At 57.1% G+C, this 23,697-nt stretch carries 19 protein-coding genes and 3 pseudogenes; 3 read left to right on the top strand and 19 right to left on the bottom strand.

All coding sequences use genetic code 11. The annotated features are described in order from the left end of the window. Positions 1–152: 152 nt before the first annotated feature. From EN925_RS00180 to EN925_RS00145, 8 genes and pseudogenes are all read right to left on the bottom strand, one after another. Positions 153–353 carry a hypothetical protein gene (locus tag EN925_RS00180; protein ID WP_244514237.1) on the bottom strand — a complete coding sequence of 67 codons (201 nt, stop codon included), beginning with the start codon at positions 351–353 and terminating at the stop codon, positions 153–155. Between the two features lie 905 nt (positions 354–1,258). Continuing rightward, positions 1,259–1,914, bottom strand: a pseudogene (locus EN925_RS00170) (IS630 family transposase); the annotation flags it as partial. Between the two features lie 68 nt (positions 1,915–1,982). Beyond that, positions 1,983–2,217: pseudogene (locus tag EN925_RS00165) on the bottom strand (aldehyde dehydrogenase family protein); the annotation flags it as partial. 308 nt (positions 2,218–2,525) lie between these two features. Continuing rightward, positions 2,526–2,774: an aminotransferase class III-fold pyridoxal phosphate-dependent enzyme gene (locus EN925_RS41405; protein ID WP_063169297.1), complete on the bottom strand. Its 249-nt coding sequence runs from the start codon at positions 2,772–2,774 to the stop codon at positions 2,526–2,528. After that, positions 2,735–2,962, bottom strand: a complete 228-nt coding sequence (locus EN925_RS41400) for an aminotransferase class III-fold pyridoxal phosphate-dependent enzyme (protein ID WP_263485461.1) — start codon at positions 2,960–2,962, stop codon at positions 2,735–2,737. The genes EN925_RS41405 and EN925_RS41400 overlap by 40 nt, the downstream gene beginning before the upstream one ends. Before the next feature lie 221 nt (positions 2,963–3,183). Beyond that, positions 3,184–5,166 carry an argininosuccinate synthase-related protein gene (locus EN925_RS00155; RefSeq protein WP_063169298.1) on the bottom strand — a complete coding sequence of 661 codons (1,983 nt, stop codon included), beginning with the start codon at positions 5,164–5,166 and terminating at the stop codon, positions 3,184–3,186. Continuing rightward, the gene (locus tag EN925_RS00150; RefSeq protein ID WP_082826572.1) at positions 5,163–6,107 is read right to left on the bottom strand and encodes a DMT family transporter; all 945 of its coding nucleotides are present in this window, start codon (positions 6,105–6,107) and stop codon (positions 5,163–5,165) included. Before EN925_RS00150 ends, EN925_RS00155 begins: the two co-directional genes overlap by 4 nt. 657 nt (positions 6,108–6,764) lie before the next feature. Continuing rightward, a complete protein-coding gene (locus EN925_RS00145; RefSeq protein ID WP_029354714.1) occupies positions 6,765–6,983 on the bottom strand; it encodes a helix-turn-helix transcriptional regulator in 219 nt (72 codons plus the stop codon). Between the two features lie 109 nt (positions 6,984–7,092). Between EN925_RS00145 and EN925_RS00140 the strand changes: the two genes are divergently transcribed. Continuing rightward, positions 7,093–7,359, top strand: a complete 267-nt coding sequence (locus EN925_RS00140; protein ID WP_063169299.1) for a DUF2285 domain-containing protein — start codon at positions 7,093–7,095, stop codon at positions 7,357–7,359. 438 nt (positions 7,360–7,797) lie between these two features. On the opposite strand, the gene EN925_RS00135 is transcribed toward EN925_RS00140, so the two are convergent. Beyond that, the gene (locus tag EN925_RS00135; protein ID WP_082826573.1) at positions 7,798–8,031 is read right to left on the bottom strand and encodes a helix-turn-helix transcriptional regulator; all 234 of its coding nucleotides are present in this window, start codon (positions 8,029–8,031) and stop codon (positions 7,798–7,800) included. A 115-nt stretch (positions 8,032–8,146) separates the two neighbouring features. Here EN925_RS00135 and EN925_RS00130 point away from each other — a divergent pair, with 115 nt between their 5' ends. Then, positions 8,147–8,428, top strand: coding sequence for a DUF2285 domain-containing protein (locus EN925_RS00130; RefSeq protein ID WP_063169301.1), 282 nt, complete (start codon positions 8,147–8,149; stop codon positions 8,426–8,428). A gap of 438 nt (positions 8,429–8,866) precedes the next feature. Continuing rightward, a complete protein-coding gene (locus EN925_RS00125) occupies positions 8,867–9,823 on the top strand; it encodes an IS481 family transposase (protein WP_063169302.1) in 957 nt (318 codons plus the stop codon). A 175-nt stretch (positions 9,824–9,998) separates the two neighbouring features. On the opposite strand, the gene EN925_RS00120 is transcribed toward EN925_RS00125, so the two are convergent. The 10 genes and pseudogenes from EN925_RS00120 to EN925_RS00075 all read right to left on the bottom strand — a co-directional run bounded on the left by EN925_RS00120 (position 9,999) and on the right by EN925_RS00075 (position 22,551). Continuing rightward, a complete protein-coding gene (locus EN925_RS00120) occupies positions 9,999–10,736 on the bottom strand; it encodes a LuxR family transcriptional regulator (RefSeq protein ID WP_082826574.1) in 738 nt (245 codons plus the stop codon). Positions 10,737–11,606: 870 nt separating this feature from the next. Then, entirely contained in the window at positions 11,607–13,013 is a 1,407-nt protein-coding gene (locus EN925_RS00115; RefSeq protein WP_063169303.1) for an aminotransferase, read from the bottom strand. A gap of 190 nt (positions 13,014–13,203) precedes the next feature. Next, a pseudogene (locus EN925_RS40435) lies at positions 13,204–13,624 on the bottom strand (transposase); the annotation flags it as partial. A 483-nt stretch (positions 13,625–14,107) separates the two neighbouring features. Further along, entirely contained in the window at positions 14,108–14,614 is a 507-nt protein-coding gene (locus tag EN925_RS00110) for a TIR domain-containing protein (protein ID WP_063169304.1), read from the bottom strand. Positions 14,615–14,623: 9 nt separating this feature from the next. Continuing rightward, positions 14,624–15,484, bottom strand: coding sequence for a DUF4231 domain-containing protein (locus EN925_RS00105; protein WP_063169305.1), 861 nt, complete (start codon positions 15,482–15,484; stop codon positions 14,624–14,626). 1,402 nt (positions 15,485–16,886) lie between these two features. After that, the gene (locus tag EN925_RS00095) at positions 16,887–17,384 is read right to left on the bottom strand and encodes an Lrp/AsnC family transcriptional regulator (RefSeq protein WP_063169306.1); all 498 of its coding nucleotides are present in this window, start codon (positions 17,382–17,384) and stop codon (positions 16,887–16,889) included. A 493-nt stretch (positions 17,385–17,877) separates the two neighbouring features. Further along, on the bottom strand, positions 17,878–19,401 hold the full coding sequence (locus EN925_RS00090) for a fumarate hydratase (RefSeq protein ID WP_063169307.1): 1,524 nt from the start codon (positions 19,399–19,401) through the stop codon (positions 17,878–17,880). A gap of 27 nt (positions 19,402–19,428) precedes the next feature. Next, entirely contained in the window at positions 19,429–20,862 is a 1,434-nt protein-coding gene (locus EN925_RS00085) for an NAD-dependent succinate-semialdehyde dehydrogenase (protein WP_063170369.1), read from the bottom strand. Positions 20,863–21,055: 193 nt separating this feature from the next. Beyond that, positions 21,056–21,982, bottom strand: coding sequence for a LysR family transcriptional regulator (locus EN925_RS00080; RefSeq protein ID WP_063169308.1), 927 nt, complete (start codon positions 21,980–21,982; stop codon positions 21,056–21,058). A 167-nt stretch (positions 21,983–22,149) separates the two neighbouring features. After that, positions 22,150–22,551, bottom strand: a complete 402-nt coding sequence (locus tag EN925_RS00075) for a hypothetical protein (RefSeq protein WP_063169309.1) — start codon at positions 22,549–22,551, stop codon at positions 22,150–22,152. Positions 22,552–23,697: the final 1,146 nt, after the last annotated feature.

The following is a 23,697-nucleotide window of genomic DNA, read 5'->3' as shown; positions in this document are numbered from 1 at the left end:
CCTTGCGCCTGAGGTGGAGTGCTTAGAAGCGCTTTGGATCGGGACGGGCTTTGGTATTGTGGGTGGAATGCTTCAGCCAGACCATTTGCCAGCATCGTCTCCCGGACGTCATGTGTGAGCTTCTTTGTCAGCGCAAGGCGAACACGGATCTCCTAGCAGGCCGTTGAAGAAGTGTCCCGTTTGGCCTTGAGGATTGCCTCGTCGCCGTTGTGATAGAAGGTGATGTCGATGGAGCCGTCGTCGAGCAGTTCAGCATGGCCGTCGCCTGTGACCTCGTCCATTTCGTCGAATCCGACCCATGTGAAGAAGACCGTCGACGGGCCGTAGCCGAGTTCGAGGGTTAGATGAGCCAAACGCCAGTGGGGCGTCCTGGGGACGACGCGCGCGAGATTCTGGTCGTGGTGGCCAGCCCAATACGATGTGAGAAGTTGCTGCCGGTGCGGGTACCGGAGGTCGCCGATAGTGACAGCCGATGTTCGACAGCGGCAAGGACATGCTCAGCCGTCAACGCGCCGAGGGCTTGGCCGGGAATGGTGGTGATGGAACCAATCCAGAAAGCGGCGGCTGCCCAGGAGAACGCCTTCGCGGGACTTTGACTCCAGTCCGCACACCCTGCTCAGATAGTCCGAAAAAGAGGTCAGAAGCGGAGCATCCGGATTATTATCTACACTGGGAACAGAAGCATGGAAGCGTTCTGGAGCCACTCGCCGCGCGTTTACCAGTGCCGACACTGCTCCAAGCTGACTATCTGCCATGACCACCTGCCGAACGTAGTCCGTTGATGCCACCGGTACCCTTCGCGGTCTGCTCCAGCGGGAAGATCGGGTCTGATCGACCCTGCTGACCTGTGCGGCGGCCTCTCTCGCTAGGGCGTCCCCCTTCCTGTCGTCCTCCTCCGCCGCTTTCGGCTGCTTTCGGCCCGCCGCCCTCGCCAAGGCGTCGTAGTCGGTAAGCGCGTCCTCCGTCTCCTTTAGGGGCTTCATCGCGTGACTAGAGTTTAGCGCGTGTTTGTAGGCGGCGGACCGAATGGTCGTCGAAATGCCACTCAGCGCCACCGCAAGATGCCCTAGGGCTTCCGCCTCATGATCTGACAGCGGCACGTCACGATTAGAGCCGATTGCCCTGCCTTCTTCCAGTTTCACAATGTTTGTAGTCATTTCCTGCTCCATCGCGTTGACTGAGATACGATGGAGACGGAAGTGGAGAACAAATTTTTACAAGCAACTAAGATGATATTCTCGTCAACGGGACAATAGTGGACGTTGAGGGCGGCGAACAGGGTGGTGGTGCCGTTGCGCTTGTAGTCGTGCCTCATCGTACCGAGCCGCCCCTTCTTCATCGGCAGGCCGGGTGGGTGCGGTCGAGCGCCGGATCTGGCTCTTTTCATCGACCGACAGAACGATGGCATGGGCCGGCGCATCGAGATAGAGGCCGACGACGGCGCGCAACTTGTCGACGAACTTCGGATCATTGGAGAGCTTGAACCTGGCGCCAGCGGTGGGGTGCGAGACCATGCGCCTTCCAGATGCGCCTGACGGCGCTGGCGCTGATTGCGGCGGCTTGCGCCATCATGTCGGCGGTCCAGTGGGTCCTCTCGCCCGGCGGATCGGCAAGCGTCAGTGCCACGACGCGCTCGCCGACATCGGGACCGAGCGGCGGAATGCGCCACTGTCGCGTCTTGTCGCGCAGCAGCCCGTCACAGCCTTCCGCGGCAAAGCGCTCCTGCCAGCGCCAGACGTCGGTCTTCGACTTGCCGATGCGGCGCATGACCTCGCCGGTGCCGACGCCGTCGGCGGGCAAAAGCACTATCTCGGCGCGCCAGACATGCTTTTGCGGGGCGTTGCGATCCCTGATCAGCGCCGTCAGACGGACGCGATCGGCCGACGAAACGGTGAACGATCTTCCTGTGCGCATGCGCCAGACTCGCACGCGCAGGCCAGAAAGGGAATCTCTGATTGGACTCCTATGTCAGGCGGGAACCACTAGACGCCGAGACCGCCGATGCAGACATGTTTGGTGTCGAGATAATCCACGATGCCCTGGAGGCCGCCTTCCTTGCCGAGGCCCGATTCCTTGACGCCGCGGAACGGCACCTCCGGCGTGGTGATCAGGCCTTCATTGACGCCGGTACTTCAGTCCTTCCATCACGCGGAAGGCGCGACCGAGATCGCCGGTGTAGAAGTAGGCCGCGAGGCCGAACTCGGTGTCGTTGGCGAGCGGCGTGCCCGACCTGAGACATGGGTGACGTTTTGTACCGGACACGGATGAAGTGCACCCCTCGGGTGAGCGTTTGCTCGATAATATCCACTGAAGTGAAGCAGTCGGTCTTAATGCTGGAACTCATGCCACCCGACCGACCCGGGAATTCGCAGCAGCGGCGCCGTCGAGTGCAGAACGAATGCCGTCAACCAAGGGGTCGATCTCGCTTTCGGTGATTATATAGGGCGGACAGATTCCAAGCACTTCTCCCATATTGCGGATCATGACGCCGTGCTCGCGGCACCGCCGCTCGACATCGCCGATCCTCAGCTCGGGCGCGAAGACGCGACGGGCGCACGATCCTCGACGATCTGAACCCCCGCGATGAAGCCGCGGCCGCGGGCTTCACCGACAAGCGGATGGTCGCCGAGCGCGTCCGCGAGGGCTCCATGCAAGTGATCGCCGAGACGACGCGCCTGGGTCACGAAATCGATCTCGCTGTAGATCCTGATCGCCTCGGCGGCGACGGCCGCTATCACCGGATGACCGGAGTAGGTGAAACCGTGACCGAACACGCCGACCTTGTGGGCCTCGTCAGCGGCGCATTGATAAATCTTGTCGAGATAATGACGCCGCCAATGGGCAGGTGACCGGATGAAAGCCCCCCGGCGATCGAGAGCATGTCCGGTTCCATCCCAAATGTCTGGCTACCAAACCAGTTCCCGGTGCCTCCGAAGCCGCAGACCACCTCGTCGGACAGCATGAGGATAATTTCTCACTTTCTTGCGAAGATCGGGGGTGTCCACGGTCATTCGTATTACGCGAGATCCGCGAGGCCAAAAACCATCATACCAGAGAGGCGAAACTGCTATCTAGGTGTTTAGATGCAAGAAATTAATCCTGCATTGTTCCCGCACCAGGAACACCCGAGAGGATACCAAGCAGTATTGAACCTTGTTGAAAATGCTCTCGGCGCGCTGGGCGTTATAATTTCTCGAAGGCGATCACAAGGACGTCGCGATAAGCGTACGGCATTTTCAGGTTTTCGGCCACAATCGACGATACATCGTGAAAGGTTTCGCGGTCGTTGCAGATCACAAAATCATTCGGGGAGTTCATTTCGACCTCGCCGAGGAACTCCTTTGAGGCGTCGGTGATCATGCTCATGCCGCCGGTGACGTTGACCCGCCCAATCATATAGCAAGCAATGAAGTCCACCCCGTCCTGGTGAAGGCCCTCGGGTGCCGGTTTGCCATTTACACCATCGCGCGCGACAATCCGGTAGGGATGGATCTTGATATTCCAACGATCATGTCGGGCGGCTTCACATAGAATTCTGCAGAAACCTGTCAGAATCTTTTCTAAGACGGGATGGTCTATAAAGGAGTTTTCAAGGGGCTCGAAGTGGCGCTTGAAGCCGCCATTCAGATGATTGACACTTTTTGATTGTTCGTAGGGGGCGTGGGGTAGGAGCCTAAAGATTCCGTCAGTCGCGTCATATTCAAAAGCGCTATAGCGCCGGTAACGATATGTTCCGCCGTCACGCATGTATTCATCGAGAAGAAGTCGATTCCAATGGTCAGCAAAGTTCTTCCAGGCTGCATCAATTTCGATGCCAAAGCAGGCTTCGGCGCGCTCGCCTTTTGAAAACCACCATCCATTTGTCACCAGACCGTCAGTGCATTGTTGACTGAGGTTGGCCGGCGCCTGGGGTGCGTTGTTTTCCACGGGTGTCTCCCTTTTGGTGACTTGGCGAGGACGGAACGCTTTGGACAACGCTATGTGGGTTGCGGCTTGGTATTCCCAAAGGTCGCGGTCCCTAATGTATCTCGGCGTCCTGGCTCGGATCGACCGAGGTAAAAAGCGTGTGTGATCGACTATGTAGCTGACGCTCCCGCTAACGCCCTCGAGGGCGGATGCAATGGCCCGTTCGCACATCTGGTGAATAGTACTGCCCCATGCACCTGAAACCGCCTCTTGGGACCAGGCTTGCTCAAGCCCTTGCTTCAAAACGATTGATGCCACGTCAAGAGAAGCGGTTTCGAGGTGACGCAGCGCGTCGAAGATAATGGCCGCGGCAGGGGCCTCGCGGACTTCGAGAACCTTTTGGCCGGTTGTGATGTGTTCAAGCCCGACAAAGCGGCCGTGCCCGAATTTGCCGACCGTGTTATTCAGGAACGGGATTGCGTCGACCAATGCAACATCACGGTCATCAATTGACACGAGACTTCCGTCTGCAAACCCGAGTTTGATCTCTACCGGCTGCTCTGCGGGAATGTGGCGCGTCCAAGCAAATGCCTCCTCGGGGATGGAAAAGTTCTCGGGATCTTCCAAAGGCCCCGACTCGAATTCCCGACACCAGAGGTTTTCGTCCGCGCTCCACGTGCGGTCCGCCACAAAAGTCGCTCCACACTTGGACAGGTCGGAGGTCTTCTGTTGTCGGGATATCACAGAGCATTCATACGGACTGCCGAAGTTGCCGGAAAATCCTGAGCGCTTAATGCTATTGTTAAGGCGCGGAAGACTGTTTTGAGAAAGGTTTGCTGTATGAAGAACCAGCCGTGAGTTGATTGACCTAGCATGATTAACAACCAAAGATGCGATTATGGGACGGCTCAACGAACTGCTCAACGGATAGATGCCAAGGTACTTGGCGTGGGCTCGAATGGCTGATTTCACGCCTTGTTCGACAAAGGCATCCCGCCCTTCGAGGCAGACAAAGCGCGCGCCGAACATGGCTGCCGTCCGTTCCAACAAAGGCTGATCGATGCGCGTTCCGACATCCGCTGCGACAGCTTCAATGTTCGCAAAGCCAAGGCTTTGCAGCTTGTAGAGAAGATAGGTGCTGTCGAGACCGCCGCTGAACATGGTTGCAACTGGTGCGGTTCGGTCCGGAAAAGCCTCCAGATCTTCAAAACTCGAAATGCCGCCGATGGCGGGTTTGGTGGAAGCCAAGATGGGGTTCATTTGGATGTCCTGCTCTCAAACCAGATGCCAGCAAACGTCGCAGCGAGGACGAGGCCTGCGCCTATCAAGCTCGGTACTGTCAAAGGCTCATTCAGAAGAAGGTGCGCTAGAACGAAACCAAAAAAAGGTTCTGTTCCCATCAAGAAGCCAACCCGTGTCGGTGTGGATTTTCTCACTGCGGCATTTTGAATGTAGAATGCAGCGAGGGTGCAGAAGAGTGCAAGGAAGGCAACAGCGCCCCAAAACTGAAGGGTGGCCCTCACAACAAGGCCTGAAATTCCGAACTGAGCGACGGCCAAAACGAAAGTAAGTGTTGCCACCGTCGATCCTTGGATGGCCGTCAGGGCTGCAGATGAAATCTGCCGGCCGGCCAGAAGGCGTTTGGTGGAAACGACCATAACCGCTCGCAGAATCGCGGCCCCCAAGACAAGCGCGTCACCCGGGCTGAACCTGCTGATCCCGCCAGTGAGAATGCCGACACCGATGCACGCTATGGCAGCACTTGCCAAAATGCCCGTAGGTGGAAGTCGCCGTGATAGCCCATAGTCGATGCTCGGCGTGAAAATCACACAAAGCGATATGATCAAGGCCGTGTTCATTGCGCTTGTCGATGCAACGCCGTAAGTTTCAGCAATAAAGATGCAAAAAAGTATTGTTCCCAATGCGAAGCCGCGGATGAAATCGCCCCAGGAGACCAATGCGATCTCATGTCTTGCAGCCACTGCCGTAATGATCGTAGTAATCAGGAAGCGATAAAGAACAAGTATCGAAACCGGCGCGTAGAACAGTGCGCCTTTCCCGACCGGATAGCTCGCCCCCCAAACGAATGCGACTCCCAGCAAGGCTAGATCCACCGAGAAAGATGGCGTCCGTGTTTTCCTGACAGGTATTGGAGAACTTTCGAAAACGTCCACCTTCAAAGTTTCCTTTGTGTTAGCCATCCACCCCTGCTGCGAGGGTCAAACAGATCAGGTCGTTCAGCCTCTTGGGCGATCCGTGCCGCGGCGTACTTGTTTTTGGTAACGCAAGTGCCGTGCCGATTCGGAAAACCATTGCTAGACAACAACCTGGTCGCCTTGATAGTTCGGCGGTTCATGTCCATTGTTGTCAGAATGCCGACAATGACTTCAACTGCAGGGATCCTACCGGCAGGGCCTCAAGGCGAACACGCGGCTCCAAGATGCCGACACGATGGCTGGTTCAGCCATGCTTCGACAGTTGCCTGTTTTTTCAGTTCCTTTGCTGTTCGTGCGCTAACCGCAACGCTCCATACTAGTCTCGCGTGGCTGTCCCCGTGGGGTGGGCGGCAGAAAGCGATTAGGCCCGCTGAAAGAGGCGAACCGCATCCGAAGGATCGTAACCAAGAGAAGGACCTGAAGCGAGAGCGAAGGTTGCGGGAGGCCGCGGCGGGCCTAAAAGGCAATGCCGACCGCCCCAGGAAAGGCTGACAAAAACCGCAGCGGCCGACTGTCCAATAGGGTGCGCCGGGCCAGGGCGAGCCAAATGGCAGGGGCTGCCGGGGGACCCTAAGAAAAGCCTGGGTTCACGAGCACCCGGCGCGCGCCATCAGGCGGCCAGCTACTTGGAGGGCGGGTGTATCATGCCTGTTTGTCGGGCCGAACCAGATCCATGTGGCTGACGCCGAGGGCCAATGCCAGTTCATAGATCGTGATAATTGTCGGATTTCTTCGGCCTTTCTCCAAGCCGCTGATGTACTGCTGACTGAACCCGGAAATCTCCGCAAGCTGCTCCTGCGTCAGGCGCTTCCTTTGCCTGATCCTCTGCACATTCCGTCCGACCAACTTGCGCATATCCATGCACGCAAGCCAGCGGATCAGGCGGCTTGAGTTTATCAACTATAATATGTAATCCACATTTAGCAGGCACAGGGCTTCGCGGGTCCATTGGCCGGAGATAGAATTAGCGATGTTGCAGCCCAGATCGAACACGCCGTTCGCCGACGAGGTCCCCTGGTCGGACCGCATTACAGCCTACGACAAGGACCACTTTACAACCTATATGAGGCTCCTGGACGCCTCGGCCGACAACGCCACTGAAGAGGAAATGGCCAAAGTGATCCTCGGCATTGATCCGGCACGCGAACCTGAGCGCGCACGCAACGTTCTTCGCAGTCATCTCGACCGTGCAAACTGGGTGGTGACGAGCGGCTACAAGGATTTGTTCGCCAGTTGACGAAATGGGCGGTGCGGTCGCTTCGCTTCAAGCAACGAAGTCGCGCAACCGCCATGCATCGACGTATCACCACAGCGCGGATGGCCCAGCGCTTCGCTGTCTCATCATTTTGTCCTCCGCTCGCCAATGGCTGCTTCCCAGGAATGGGTGCGGCGGCGAATCATGACAGGAACGGGTCCGCCGTCTGAGCCGCACCGCATCCGAAGGGCCGGATGGACAACCTACTGAAAGCTCACAGCTGGCTAAGGGTTGCGGGACGCCGCGGCGGGCCTAGAAGGATGCGGCGCCACCTGCTGAGAAAGGCACAAAACAGAGCGAATTGCGAGAGTCTAACGACGCGCTAGGAGGCGCAGCGGAATGGTCGAGACGCCAGAGCCAAGAAAATCGGGGCTCGACCCACCGGCACACGGCACGCGCGGTGATGGGCGCGGGCGCCCACTACGTGCGCAGGCTCAACAGAATCTCACACGGATCAGCATCGAGGGCCGCAGTTACGTCGAGAAACTCAATGACATCGAGACGCCGTTCGCCACCCTCATATTTCGCCACGAAAGATTGCGGACGACCAAGCTTCTCAGCCACCTGCGCCTGCGTCAGCCCTTTGACATTGCGCAGTGAGATCAACTGGGCCAGAAACCGCTGGTGGCGGGGAGATCGAAGAGATTTGGGCATTTAGGTGAACCGGCAGGTAGAGACCGGCTCAGCGACTAATCCCCGTTTCGGATTATCCCATTTTGGGATATTCTGCCTTGGATCCAGCGATCAACATGCGAGGTTCGCGGCAGACATGAATCAATCAACGGGAACAGATAGGACTCAAAGCTCAACACTGCTCGACGAAGTCCCTTGGTCTGACCGTCTTACCGCCTACGACAGGGCGCACTTTACCATCTATATGAGGCTCCTGGACGCCTCAGCCGATGAGGCGCCCGAAGAGGAAATGGCCCAACTGATCCTCGGCATTGATCCGGCACTTGAACCGGAGCGCGCCAGGAAGGCGCTTCGTAGTCATCTCGACCGTGCGAACTGGATGGTGACGAGCGGCTACAAGGAATTGTTCGCCAGCTGACAAATTCGCAGTGCTCGGTCATAGAAGCGTTCCTGTGCCATTGGTCAGGCTGATCGGGGCCTGCACCACAGACGCGCCGGCAAAATGGACCCGGTGGCGAGCACAATTCAGTTCCCAGGAAATCGGGGTTTGGCAACTGTCCGAGCGTCTGACGTGATAGAAGGTTCCGCTCTGTCTGGATGGGTATTAGCCCGGAGCAGCACTCCATATCGTACCGGCGCTCGACGAAGGGTCCACCTCTTCGCTTTCAAGCCGCATAACCGATAGCCATCGCCCTAAGTCAAGGGTTAGAGATTACCGGCAGGCAGGTATGCAAGCGGGCCATCCTCGGAAACTATATAACCGCACGACTAGCTGTGAGCTTTCGGGAGGTTGTCCATTCGGACCGGACCGGGGAGACTGGAGTTACCAAGCTTCAGCACTCACCGGAGGGTCCGAATGAACATCCATAAGAATGCCCGTCTCACACCGCTGCGTCGAGAGGAGATGGCGCTGTCGGTGATAGAAGGCGCTTTCTCCAAAGCCCATGCGGCGCGTGTCTACGGCGTGTCGGCCAAGATCGTGGCGCGCTGGGTCGAGCGCTACAAGTCCGAAGGGCGGGCCGGCATGATCGACCGTTCCTCGCGGCCCGCCAATATGCCGCAGGCCACCGCTGCGTTGATCGCCGAGCGCATCATGGCGCTGCGGCGGCAACGTTGGACCGGCAAGCACATCGCCCATGAGGTCGGCGTCTCGCCCGCCACCGTTAGCCGGGTTCTCAAGCGTGCCGGACTGTCGCGGTTGCGGGATATCGAACCGGCCGAGCCGATCCGACGCTACGAGCGCGAGCATCCTGGCGAGATGATCCATATCGATATCAAGAAGCTCGGTCGTTTCGAGCGCATCGGTCATCGCATTACCGGCAAGCGCACCGGCAATGCCAGCTCGCGCGGCAGCAGTTGGGAGTTCGTCCATGTCTGCATCGACGACGCCTCCCGCATCGCCTTCTCGCAGATCCTGCCCGACGAGAAAAAAGAAAGCGCCATCGCCTTCCTCAAGGCGGCGGTGGCCTACTACGCCAGCCTCGGCGTCACGATAGCCCGCGTCATGACCGACAACGGCTCCTGCTACAGATCAAAGGCCTTCGCCAAGGCCTGCCGCGATCTCGGCCTCAAGCACGTCAGGACAAGACCCTATACACCCAAGACCAATGGCAAGGCCGAGCGCTTCATCCAGACAGCACTGCGCGAATGGGCTTATGCCATCGCTTATCCGACTTCAGATCACCGCGCCGCAGAGTTGCCGGTCTGGCTGCACAGATACAATTGGCACCGTCCCCACGGGAGCCTAAAGTCCAAAACACCTATCAGTCGCCTCGCTCTAACCGAGGACAACCTGTTGAGGCTCCACAACTAGCTCGTCAGCGACGACACACCCGCTCGAGCACCCATAGACTATGATCACCGGCGCGGACTGGAAGAATACGGCTGCATCGCCCGAGCCGGCGGAACAGAAGATCTCGGCATCCAGTCAACGCTCGATACAAAGCGCGCGATCGAATGGCCCGAGCACAAGGGGATCAAAAAGCTTCTCAGACAATTGAGGACCCTTCGGACCCCAAAAGGGCTATAGCCTGATTTTGGGTTCGCACGCCTAGCTTCTTCTTGGCATTGTCCAAATGAAAAGCGATCGTGCGTGGCTTGATACCCAAGATGCGGCCGGTCACCCAGGCTGAATTACCCCGCGCTGCCCACCTCAGGCACTCATATTCGCGGGATGTCAGCGAAACCCCATCCACTGTTCGATCGCTCGGCAATTTGCGGCGAACGCAACGATGAAAGCAGGCCGCCATCAGTTGAAGAGCTTGTTCGTACCGCTCAGCGACCCGAAGAAATACTGGACGAGGCTCATCGGCGGCAAAAGTAACCGCAGCGATGCGGCCGCGGAGATCGACAATTGGGATCGTCAAACCGCAGCAGATGCTGAATTGAGCCGCCTCATCGAATAGCTGCTGTTGAGCCGGCGACATTTTATCGCCTCCCAAATTCGATCCCCAGTGAAACGGGCAGCCGCCATTTCGAGCACGCAAGACCACAGGATCGAGTTTCTCATACTGATTTTCCAGATACTGTCTGGTCCAGCGGGGTGGATAGTTTGAAATTAACCTCGGTTTGCCGGAAGGCCGTGCTGGCAAGGAGAGGTAGGCAAAGAAGATTAGGTCAAGTCGTCCGGCCGCCTCAGCCATGGCATCCCGGAAATCTGCCTCATCGATACTCTGTGACAGTCTTTCAAGGAATGTCTCGAAAACAAGTGGCATGTGCCTCGTCATCGTCGCGCTCGATTCTTCCTCTTTCTGCACGCCTTCCGGCTGCGTCGTGTATGTCCCGACAAACGTGATTGAATTCGCGGGCGTCGCTGGGCTGACCGGGCTCCAGAATGCTGCCACACTTTCGATCTTCGTCGGTCATCCCAATCATGCTGGGCTCACCCGATGGGCGTCTGGCAGACGCCTCATGATCTCAACAGCTCAATCAGAGAATCTCCATGCATTAAATCATGACCGCCCCTGCACCGACCAAATCAGGAGAAATCATCCTGCGCTGACCAAAAGCCATCATTGACCCCAGCTTTTGCAGGAATTTGGGTCGGCATTAGCATAACAATTCGGATAGCCGCTCATCCCCCACCCGGGGCGCCGTGATCCGCAAAGAAGTGTTGCGATGCTTTCTTTTCTTTGATAGGCAAATCGTCTCAACAATATTAAAATGCCTTTCCTTGTGAACGGGGTGGCGTGTGAGTATCGTCCTTCTATATACCTGACGTGATAAAATTCACCGCAATGATTATGGCCCGCTGCAATGATGTAAAGGGCACGTCTAAGCTCAATCTGCATCGGAACGTGCAGATGACCTTTACCAGACCCTCGATCCCGCACGGGCCATAATGATACTGATTACGTGGGTCAAAAAGGGCGCCCTGCCGGCGGGGAGGTACACCCGCAGGGCGCGCCGCACAGAGGTCCTGGTCGTTGGGCAACAGGACAGCGGCGGCAGAACTGATTCGGTTACAAATCGTGACTGAAATAGCCCGGAGCATGCTCAAGATCAGATATCTGGAATTCAACAGTTTTGGGTCTGCTCGGCGCAGTAGCGCGCAGGGACATGCCTGCCTCCGGACTCGCTCCTTCGCGATCGCAAAATCATACGGCACCCTCGGCCTTCAGCGCGCGATAGGTGGTATCGACCGACTTTACCGTCGCGTCGACAATGATGTCGATCTCTTTTCGGGTAATGATCAGGGGGGGGGCATAACCGAGGATGTCGCCATGCGGCATGGCCCGTCCGATGACACCATTCTCAAACAGAGCAGCTGCAGTGCGCACCCCGACCTGAAGGTCGGGTTCGAATGGTATCCTTTGTTTTGGGTCCCGCATCATCTCTACGGCCGACAGGATACCCACTCCGCGAACTTCACCAACGATGGGATGTCCCGCCAGCTCGGCCTTCATCCGGTCTTGCCAATACGGTCCAACATCGCGGACATGCTCCAGAATATTTTTTTCTTTAAGCAGTCGAATATTGGCGAGCGCGGCTGCGGCACAAAGCGTGTGCCCCGAATATGTCCAGCCGTGGCCGAGTGCGCCGTGCTTCTCAGTTCCTTGTTCCAAAACCGACCAGACACGGTCGCCAATGATTGACCCGGAGATGGGGAGGTAGGCGGAACTCAAACCCTTTGCGATGGTCACGAAATCCGGACGCATGTTATACAGGTGGGAACCGAACTTCTCGCCGGTTCGCGCGAAGCCACAGACCACTTCATCCGCGATTAGAAGGATATCGTATTTGTCGAGCACCGCTTGAATGGACGTCCAGTACCCTTTGGGGGGCGGCACAATACCTCCTGTCCCAAGTACCGGCTCTCCGATAAAAGCTGCAACCGTTTCCGGTCCTTCGGCCAGGATCAAGGCTTCAAGCTCATCGGCACAGCGCCGGGAGAACGCTTCCTCGCTCTCCTCGACACGCGCCTGGCGGTAATAGTGCGGCGTGGTTGTATGGCGCACCAAATCCAGAGGCAGGTCGAAGAAATTGTGAAAGAAGGGAAGGCCAGTTAGGCTACCCGTGACCAATCCAGACCCGTGATAGCCGCGATTTCGCGAGATGATCTTTTTCTTTTCGGGCCGGCCAAGAATGTTATTATAGTACCAGACCAGCTTGATGTTGGTTTCGTTGGCATCGGAACCGGAGAGGCCGAAATAGACCCTTCGCATGTTCTGACCGAAATACTCGACCACGGCCTCTGCCAACAGGGCGACCGGCTCCGTACCTTGGCTGGCATAGACGTGCGCGAACGGCAATTCGTGTGCTTGCCTGGCAATGGCCTCGGCGATCTCCGTGCATCCATATCCCATGTTGACGCAGTAGAGTCCTCCGAAACCGTCGAGGCTCCTTCGGCCTTCGGTGTCCCAGATATAGACGCCTTCCGCACCGGCCATAATCCTATTTGGCGTTTCGCCTCGGCTGTGCTTGGCCAGATGCGTAGAAGGATGGAAGACGAAGCTTCTATCCTTCTCCCGGAGTTGCTCGGTTCCCAGATTGCTCAAGCGCATGTCCCTCTCCTCGCGATAAATTGGCGGAGGGCACTCGGCCAGCCACCTGTTTAGCAAATAGCATACCGGAAACGTCCCTTGAGTTTCTCGGGAATGCAGGTTATTCGCCGTGAAATTCGCGGGATCGGCCCGAATTGCCGTGAAAACTAAGGCGTCACCTTCGCCTTAGCCGAGGGTCGGGGGCGCGTCCTGCAAACACGAACAGCTTACGACGCGCATGCGCCCAGCATAGTGCCCGATTAGCGGGCGATATTGACGGATGAATAGCGCTCGGGACGCTGTTCCCGCCGGCCGCGCGAGGCACGATAGAGCGCCGGCGGCCATGTTCCGCCGAACTGCCGGTCATCCCTTACATTCTGACGGTCCGGATCGGTCTTGCCCTTCCCAAGGGTGGTAATGAGGTGATCAGGGGCAAAGCACATTCGCCTCGATCAGCAGGCAGCGGGTTCCGTGCCGCGGCACAGGCTCCAACCTGGTTGGCCAGCGCTGAGAGGCTGAGGTCGTGCCCTCGCGCATATTGATAGCTTTGGCGGTGCGGCGGCTGGTGCTCGGCAGACTTCTCGAAGGAGCATAGCCAGAAGGTTCGGCCCGGCAAAGACGCGCGGCGAGAGCTCCTTGCCATTGACATCTTGATTCGCAGCCGACCAGCGCCGCCAAGTTCTATCGTCAGCGTGTTGCCTTTCTTGCGATCGCAAATTCGTGGTTGCTGCGCAGGGCGAGCCGAGCTGCGGCTCGCAGGAGGGGGCGAGCCGACAGAATTGCGCGGCCTGAAAAGCTGCCTCCATCAATGCTGGCCGCTCGTGCAGTCTCGAAACGCTGGATCAAGCCTCAAACATCGAACAGCCGCTCCTTTTCCTCGCGAAACCAGCGCCCTCGCGCGACATGATCTTGTCTGACGATCCGACGCTTCGAGCGGGGCTCCTCTAATAGGTTGCACATGACCTGCAGCTTTCAGCCAAACTCAGCAAATCGGACGTCGTGCTCTTCTTATCATCGCTCGGCAAGCTCGGAACACGCTGGCGGACGTTGCTAAGGCTAGTCGCCGCCAGCGGATGGCGAGGATGTTTGGGCGGCTAAGTGCTTTTAGGTGGCGATTATAAGCCGAGATCGCGATAGGTGCTTTCGCCATAGCTCCTGGCGCCATCGCCACGCTGAGCGTTTGAAAGCCGATGAAATTCGCTCGGCCAATTGGCTAGCGCGTGCTTGATGGCCTTCATCTTGAACGGCACGTGCACAACACATTTGTCCCTGATGATAGGCGGACAGCTCACATCTTGTTGCCGCGAGCCGTTAAGGTTTGCTGCGATTATCGGCAGACCTAGATCAAGAGCCAATTCCATTTCCCAGCGCACGAAGCGAAAAAGGTTTTTCGTCTTCTCACCGATCAGGACAAGTACCTGGCTCGATCCATTCATTCTGTTGCGAAGATTGCGTTTAACATAATCTTCGTCCTGTGCTCGGCTCGTCATATTGTCCAGATCGTGAGCGTTCGCGAATTCAAAACTCACATTCTCGCTGGCGTTCCACCCTTTCATAAAGCGGTATGCCCAAGCGTCTTCATCGCCGTCAAATATTACATAGGTCGGATCGCTGTATGCCATTGTTGTCTCTTAGTTGTTTTGACGAGCAACCCACTGGGTGTGCTCCCGTGAGAAAGCCAGTTCGGCTTCGTTCACCGCGGCGGAGAATGCCTCATCCGAGTTGGCGTCCGTAATAAGGTCGGCAGTCAAGCCGATCTCGTGAGCTGTCAACGTGTAAGCCGATGCCAATTCGTTAAATTTCTTGATCTGGGTCCACCCAATAAGGGAGGCGGCGATGACAATTAGCGGCTCGGTCGGCCAGCCTGGCATCGCGGGGTCAGCGATGCGTACTACGATGAACGAGAATCCCAGAGCGTATGCAAAAATACCAAGGCCCATCCAGACTTTCGCGGACCTCTTGTTCGAGCGCGCCTTCTTCTCGTACCACTTCCGTTGGTCGCAGATTCGTCTCTGCAGATATAGGTCTTTTCTTTCTTTTAGCGGGGAGTCCCTTATCGACATCATCTGGTCGGTTGTTTGGGGGGATGCTGAATCGGTGCCGCTCAACGCGCTACCAAGGTGACGATTGCTATCAAGGATACCTTCCATGAGCTTTCGAAAATCAGCTCTGGCGTCAGCGGCGCGCGCGTCATCGAACGGCTGTGCTCGCATCGCGAAGCGCCAAGTCAATGTCTTCACCGACTCTGCCAGAGCTCGAGCCTGATACCAGACCTGCTCGGGCTTTGTGACCGACCGGAAAATGAGGACTCCCATTGAGCAAAGAAATACCGCAGCATAGACACCGAAATAGGCTTTTGATGGCGACAAGTCCAAAGAGAGCACCGACGCTAAAAAAAGAAGAACGTACTCTGCCCGGATCAGGCGCAGAAACGTCGCCTGCTGCTCGTTGGATGCCACGTCGGCGCTATTATAGAGTCCAGGATATTTCATTTTTGAAGCACACCAGTCTATTTTGTGGCGGTAAATTCTTTAAGCCAGGATTTGGCAAACGTGAGGTTAGCAGTCGAGCTTACAGAGCCTATTCTTGAGCGAGGCGCGGTCCCTCTGTTCATAAACAGGAATGCAGGTCCTGTCCCATCAATGTAAGGGTATAGGCCCAAAAATTCTTGCCCGGAGAATGTTTCCGAAGAATTTTTTGCCACGGGCAGAACCGCTACCGCGGTCCGAAACCCATCGAAAAAGCCAAGCTCCCAAGGCATCCATCTGGATCCTGGAGAATTGTTTGAATGCACATAGATTAGCGTCTTTGACTGCCTCATACGGGTCCGCAGCAACTCGGCGGTGGCCGAGGAGACTTTTGTGCGGTCCAGTTGTGAATCTTCGACCCAATCTACGTAAGCAGTGAACCCAAGCTCCTCGAAAATTCGCTTCACACCGAGAACGATCTCTGCGTCCTTGAAAGAATGTGACAGAAAAACGTCGAATGACGATCTGGCTGTAGCTGCGGCCGTCTCTTCCTTTAGAACGATCGATGCGGCTCTATGTCCTCGACTGGCATTCGCAACTCTTTTCAGCTCTGCCTCGGTCAGTAGCACTATTCAAATCCCCCCATGATCTGTTCGCAATCTATGAACTTGACGCCCATTCGATTAAGCGACCCTTGTCTTGTGAAAACTGGCACCATGCTCTCCAGCCGGTAGCGCAACCTCCACCTTCTCAAAGACCACGTCGGGTGGCAGGAGTGACCGGCCTTGTCACCCACCTACGCGATCCCGGCACAGCCATGCTCCTCGCTTAGAAGGCTGCGGAGACCAGCAATGTCAAACAGGACAGACGATCTCCTAATCTCGAACAGCAACGAACTTAGGACGTAAAAACGCGATCTCCGAATGTCCGCAGGCGTCGAGGGCCGGGTTGGTCGCCAAGGCCGAGCGGGCCAGCTTGCACTCCCGCTACCCGTCGGCTTGCCAAACCCTCGCTGTAGATTTCGCCCCCTACACGGATGCGCTGACCGCGACTAAGCTCAATCGCCACTGATCGCCAATCCAGGGCGAAAGTTCCCCCCTTGAAGTAGCGGTAGAGGCATTTTTCGGCACTTCGCATCTTAGATATGGACGCCTCCTCAACCAGGCACGATCCGGTTTGGCTTCTCGCCGTAACCGTGCTGGGCAAGTGCGTCCGATGGCTGCTTCGATCCTCTCCTGGAATAGATCGGTTCCAGATTGCTCAAGCGCATCGTCCTTGCTCGCGATCAACTGGCGGATAGCGCTCGGCCACCTTTTTCCAGCAATTAGTATACCGCAAATGTCCCTTGAGTTTCGTCGGAATGGGTGCCTTTTGCCGACGAATCTACGGGATCCGTGCCAAACGCCGTTGAAACTTAGCTTTTGGGTTACCGTTGCCTCAGGGCGGACAAAGGTATCGGTGAATTGGACTTCACTGGTTTCGTGACGACAAGGCTATAGTATTGATCAATCCCCAAGCCTGCCTGCAGCAGTCCCTCCATGAAATCCTGATAGGCGGCCATAGAACGAGATGCGACCCGCATCAGATAATCCACGCGCCCCCCAATTGCCCAGCAGTCCAGGATTTCCGGAATGTCTTGGATAGCAGTTTCGAAGTGTCGTTGGTCCTCAAGACGATGACGATCCAGCACGACCTCCACCATCACAAAGATCATGCCGCCGATGAGGGCAGGACTCAGCCGCGCATAAAATCCCTCAATAATCCCCGCGGCCTTGAGTGCTCGGAGCCGCTCCGAACAGGCGGACGCCGAAAGATGAACTCGTTTTGCAAGCTCACTTTTTGAAATCCGACCGTCTGCCTGAATTTCGGAGAGGATCCGCAGGTCCCAACTGTCGAGTTGCACGGGATCGGGTTTCGACTTCATAACCTATGCTCTCAGCGATGACATCGCGTTGTGTGCCGATCAATTCTATCATCAATTGAAACGAGCGAATGTAGCAGTGGAAGGCATCCGTTCCAGGCCCGAGATGTGCCAGAATGGGGTACGAAAATCAGCTGAGGGTGAGCGATCCGCTGAGAAAAGCTGCAGAAGTAATTTGGCTATCGCCCCAACGCCCAACGGGGCAATGGTGCAGCTGGAGAGAATAGTCGGCGGCGGCGGAGACCATGATAAATAGATAACCGATTTTCTTGAATCTCGCTGCCGTACTTGATAGACGCGCGACTGCATTCGACCCTCGATCGCATGGACGGCATACTCAATGCAGTATTCACTCGCACATTCAACTATTAGGGTGAATTGAAGGCCTTGCTTGGCCGGCTCGCCGAGGCGCAGGGCACCGCAAATGCCGCTCGTCTTATGGCTTGCCCGATAATTTGGCGCTCGGGTCTGGCCGAAATCGCCCAACCGGAAAGACTCAAACACCGATGTTGCGTGCGATGCTGTCGGCTGCCATACGCTTACGCCACTCAAGAGGCCCGGAATTGTGAATGGAGTTTCCCTCAACATCGACAGCCATGACGACGGGCATGTCCTGCACATCGAATTCATAGATGGCTTCCATGCCCAGGTCTTCAAAGGCGACAATCCGCGCCGCCTTAATCGACTTTGAAATCAGGTACGCAGCGCCACCCACTGCAGCAAGGTATGGCGTTCTGTGTCTTACAATCGACGCGATGGCCGCCGGTCCCCTCTCCGCTTTGCCCACCATCGCGAAAAGGCCGGTTTCGGCGAGCACCTTGTCCGTAAAATCGTCCAAGCGGCTGGAGGTTGTTGGACCGGCGGGTCCAACGACTTCATTCCTCACTGCCCGGACGGGACCGACGTAGTAGATCACGCGGCCCCTCAGATCGACTGGGAGCGGCTTGCCGGCATCAATCAGTTCGACCATTCGTTTGTGGGCAGCGTCACGGCCCGTCAGCATCTTTCCAGAAAGCAGGAGCGTTTCACCGCAGCGCCACGATGCCGTCTCTTCCTTCGTAAGCGTATCTAAATTGACCCGCCGGACGCCGGCTGGGTTCAATTCGTCGGCTCCGATGTCGGGCCATTCGCGCAAATCGGGCGGCTGGAGGCTGATGGGTCCAGAGCCGTCCAAAGTAAACTTCAGGTGCCGGTTGGCGGCGCATTGCGGGATGAGCGCCACAGGCTTGGACGCTGCATGAGTAGGATAGGTCGCAACCTTGACGTCAACGACTGTCGTCAGACCACCAAGGCCTTGGGCGCCGATACCAAGCGCGTTGATCCGCTCATAAAGCTCAATCCGCAGCCCCTCTTCTGCGCTTGACGCCCCCCTTGCGATCAGTTCCGCCATATCTATGGGCTCGTTCATGGCCTCCTTGGCCAGCAGCATCGCCTTTTCAGCGCTACCACCGATGCCGACAGAGATCAGTCCAGGTGGACACCACCCGCTGCCAAGGGTCGAAACGGTATTGACCACCCAGTCGGAAACGGAGGCGGTGGGATTGAGGGTGGTAAAACGTGCCTTGTTCTCCGACCCGCCGCCTTTCGCGGCGATGGTGATCTCAATCTGGTTACCTTGCACCAGGTCGACATGGACAACTGCCGGTGTGTTGTCGCGGGTGTTGACCCGTCTAGCGAGGGGATCCGCAACGATCGATGCCCGAAGGGGATTGTCCGGATCGAGATAGGCTTGACGTACGCCCTCATTCACAAGATCCGCGAAACTGGCTGTTGACTTAATGCGGGCATCCATGCCGACCTTTGCGAAGACAACCACAAGTCCGGTGTCCTGACAAATCGGGCGCCGCCCAAAGGCCGCCATGCGGGAGTTCAGCAGAATCTGACCTATGGCATTCTTCGCCGACGGGCTCTGTTCTCGCGTGTATGCGTGAGAAAGAGACCGGATATAATCTGGAGGATGATAGTACGAGATGTACTGAAGGGCGTCGGCGACGCTCCTTGTGATGTCGCTACCGGCCATGGTCCGTGTTCTGTTTCCCACCGGATTTTATCCAAATGAACCGAGGCCATTGACCATTTTCAGAATCTGGAAGCTTCGCACCCCCTGCTCGCCGCCTTCATATCCATAGCCGCTTTGTTTGACTCCTCCATAAGGGGCATCAGCGGAAACCCCTTTCAGGTAATTCACACTAACAGCGCCCGCAGAAAGACCGCCCACAAGCCTCTGTTGCGTATCGGCCGCGCCAGTAAACAAGTAGGCGGCCAGACCGTACTCCGTGGCGTTGGCTTCATCGATCGCCTCTTCGATCGTATCGAAAGGAGCCACGGTGAGAATTGGTCCGAACGGCTCTTCATGAAGCACTCTCGCTTCCTTCGGTACGCCAGTCAGGATGGTTGGCGGCCAGTAAAACCCCGGTCGGTCAAGGGGGATGCCACCGGTCTCGATTTGGGCGCCGCCCTCTACCGCATCTTTGGTCAGGCGTTGCATGGCCTCGATTCGCCGCGCGTTTGCCATGGGACCCATCTGCGTTGCAGGGTCATCCGGTGGACCGATCCTGATTTTTCGGACCGCCTCCGTCATCCGGAACAGGAATTCCTCATAGCGGGATCGGGCGACAAGAATCCTGCTGGGCGCATTACAACTCTGGCCCGCGCACTCGAATTTGTATTCCGAAATAGCCGGTATCGCCGTTGCCAGGTCGGCATCTTCGCACACAATAACCGGGGAATGTCCACCGAGCTCAAGGATGCAGCGCTGCAGATTATTCGCGGCCAGTGTGGCCAGCTGTTTCCCAACAGCGGTCGACCCCGTGAACGTCAAGACTTTGACAATTGGCGAACTGAGCAGATGCCGTGATATATGCACAGGAACACCGAACACCAGGTTGACCACGCCTTCCGGTATCCCTGCTTGACGCAAAGATTCCACGACATGGACAGCCACGCTTGGCGTCTCTTCGGCCCCTTTGAGGATCACCGGGCAGCCTGCCGCCAGCGCGGGGGCGAGCTTGCGGGCGATGAGAACGGCTGGATAGTTCCACGGCGTAAAGGCAGCGACGACACCGAGGGCCTCCGGGACGATCATCCTGTTCGGACCCAACGGAATCGGGGTCGACAACTCATCGGCATGCCGGCCATTCCATTCCAGCGTTTCGACTGCGCGCGCGTACTCTCCTGTTGCTTCGGCAATCGTCTTTCCCTGTTCGGACGACAGGTCCCTGGCTGCGGCGCCAGCTTTCTCAGCCAGATTGCTGGCGGCAGAGACGAGGATCTCGCCACGCTCTTTGGCGGGGCGTGAGGACCACGCCTTGCGGCTGCGTTCTGCCGAAGCAAGAGCTTCATCCAAGTCTGGAACCGTAGCCGAGGCCACTGAGGCAAATACCTTCTCCGTCGCCGGGTTGATCACCGGCAAAGTGGCTCGGCTACCACCGGCTCGCCATTTGCCATTAATGAAGAGCTCGTAGCTCCTGGCGTGGGACATCGCGGGCTCCACTTGTGATTCTGGCCATGCGAGCGCCGTTTCAATTTTCGAAGCCGCTGAGCTCGCTTGAGCCAGTTTCATCGCGATGGTCGCAGCGGGTCAAATATCGATTAGTGCCTAAATCCATCTGGAATCCAGATCGATCTGTTCCGACAGGAAGGAAGTCATGCCGTTGTTTACAGATCGATGGTTCTCAGGTCGCGTCAGGAGCCGATGCTACCCAGCCCCGGCTCTCAATCAATTCTCTGGCGACCTTCGGAATGAGCTTGCGGACCGCAGAAACGGCCGCAGAACGCTCATCTTTGGGATTTACAGCAAGCACCACGGAGCGGGTAATTACCGGATCGACTATCTTGACCGTCCGGACCAGCCCTTGAGAGGCTTCTTTCTGAACGGCAGACGGGGCGAGAATAGAATGCGCTTTTCCCTCTACGACCATGTTGATGATCGTTGAGAGCGAGTCCACTTCAAACTTGACGTCCATCGCGCAACCGTGTTGTGCGACGACATCAGCCACCGAACGCCTGACATTGTTGTTGCGCATGGGAACCGCCAGGGGGAATGCATGCAGGTCGGCCAGAGATATCGCATCTTCAAACGGTGGCTCGCCGGACGGAACCACCAGACAAAGGTCTTCGCGCGCTAGCACAGTCATTCGCCCCACACTGTCCGCAGTGCGGTACAGAACCGCCAGATTGAAGCGTCCAGCCGCCATCCATTCCTCTAGCGGTCCCGTCATACCCTCGACCATCTTGAGGGACACCTTGGGCAGTTCGTGTCTTACCGTCTCAAGCAGCGGACCGCTCAGGACGCGAGCAGCTCCAGACGGAATGCCAATAGTCACCTCCCCGGCGGGGGAAGCGGCTGTGTTGGTCAATTCCACCTCGGTAATTCGAATTTCTTTGAGAATCGCCCGCGCCCGCTCCAGGAGTTTGGCTCCTGACGCCGTCACGCTCACGCCGGTCCTGTCGCGTATCAGCAGCTGAGTGCCGAAGCCTTCCTCCAATTGGCGCACATGCAGACTCAGCGCACTCTGGGCGACATTCAGAAAGCCAGCGGCCTTCGTGAAACTGCCTGCTTCGACCACGCCAACAAAGTATCTTAACTGCCTGATTTCCACGGGTACTCTTCCGAGGGCGGACTGCAATGATGTAATCTATCTCGAAATGTGATGGCGCGACAGCAATAATTGCAGAGCGACATGACGCCTAACTGTCGTGTCATCTCAGTGTGGTTTGACCAAAACCGTAACCTATGTGTCCAGAATGGACCCAACCCGCCGAGGCTTCAACCGGCCAACTCGGCGCCCTGATCCATGGAGATGATTTCTCGGACCCTTCGAATAACCGGTAGATCGACCATCTTCCCGTCCAATGTGAACGCGCCTTTGCCTTGCGCCGTCGCATCTTTTTCGCCGCGAGGACACGACGGGTCCCTCGAGTTCTTGTGCGCTTGGTGAAAAGCCCCATCGATGTTTAAATGGATCGCCTGCGGCCCCACGAAGTTATCATTGTCTAAGAATCGCCGATGCTTCCTATCGAGCCGAGACTGCCGCATGGGGAACAGAACGGAAAGGTTCGGCGTCAAAAGCAGGTCGAGTTCTGGGGCACCGCCAACAGCTGCACTGAAGTCTTCAGTACCAAGCGCCATTGCAACCAGCGGCGCTAACAAGATGGGAAAGGAGGTCATTGCTATTGCCGCTGGCGGACTTCGGCCGGCCACCCCATTTCCTCTTCCGAGAGGTGAATTGTCCAACCAACCCTGCTGACTAATGACGAGCATGATCGTATCGTCAACGTGTCACAGAATTGCTTGCAAGCTCACGGCCTCAGCTGGGCCAACGAACATTGAACTCCGTGGACGAAGCCTGGACCCGTCGTCATCCAAGTCAATCCGCGCCTCGATGAGGGGACAGATCCTCAATTGGTTCAGCTGGCTTGCAGTATTGCACCTAGCAGTCACGGCGAGGACTGGGATTTGCGAAGAAGGCATTCTCGCAGTGCGGCCGTACGGTACCTCATTCCTGGCACACTGGATTAGATCGCTGGCGACATTAAGATCAGGTGTGACCGAGGTGAAATTTTATGTCGAAAACCTGAAGGCAGGGCGTCAGGCAGGGCGATTACAGAGATCCTATCGGACATGTCATCGCAGTTTCATCCACCATTGCTCGACCGAGGCGACACTCATCGTCCCATCAACCTAATCCATTGGTCGATCACGCCGTTCACGACCCTTGGCGAAGAAGGAATCAGCAGCCCCTAGGCTCAATTGGAAAGCGGGGCGGGGTCCATACGTATCTTCGTTTCCGGGCACCTCATGCTAATGAAGCCGCGACAACAGGTTGGTTATGCACCCAGGTGCTGGCCAATCCGGCTTGACTGGAAAGTTTCATACCCAGGCCTGGCACAGGCGAGCGTGATGCCGCTCTCGCTATGTTGGACCGCAGACGCCGCGACGGCGCATCGACTGGCGCTGGCGAAGCCTAGGACGCGCCAGTCAAGGACCTGCAAAGAGCAAGATCACGCCGCGCGTTGCCTTCAACGCCCATTTGAGCAGAAAGCAACAAGCCTCGCGTATAGCGATCGATGACCGCACGAAGCGCCATCCGGGCTATGATCTCAGTCAGCACTGCCCTAAGGGGTCAGAGGAGGGTTCGGTCAGTCAAGACCTCAGACGGCATGGCCAAGGTCAAGCTGCGAGGATGTGCCACCGCGGGCGCGGCATAACTTGGCGGGCTACAATTTGGTTCGCTTGCCCAGGCTGCTGGCAGCGCCGGTAGTCGGCCGCGCCGGACTGGCACCTACGTCTGGTCCATGAACGGTTGCTTTAGCA

Origin of the sequence: Mesorhizobium sp. M7A.F.Ca.US.006.04.2.1 (genome assembly GCF_004022915.1) — a bacterium.
In the GTDB taxonomy this organism is placed as follows: Bacteria; Pseudomonadota; Alphaproteobacteria; order Rhizobiales; family Rhizobiaceae; genus Mesorhizobium; species Mesorhizobium ciceri.
Note: the sequence above shows the minus strand (reverse complement) of the source record. Positions and strands in the feature narration are given on the sequence as shown.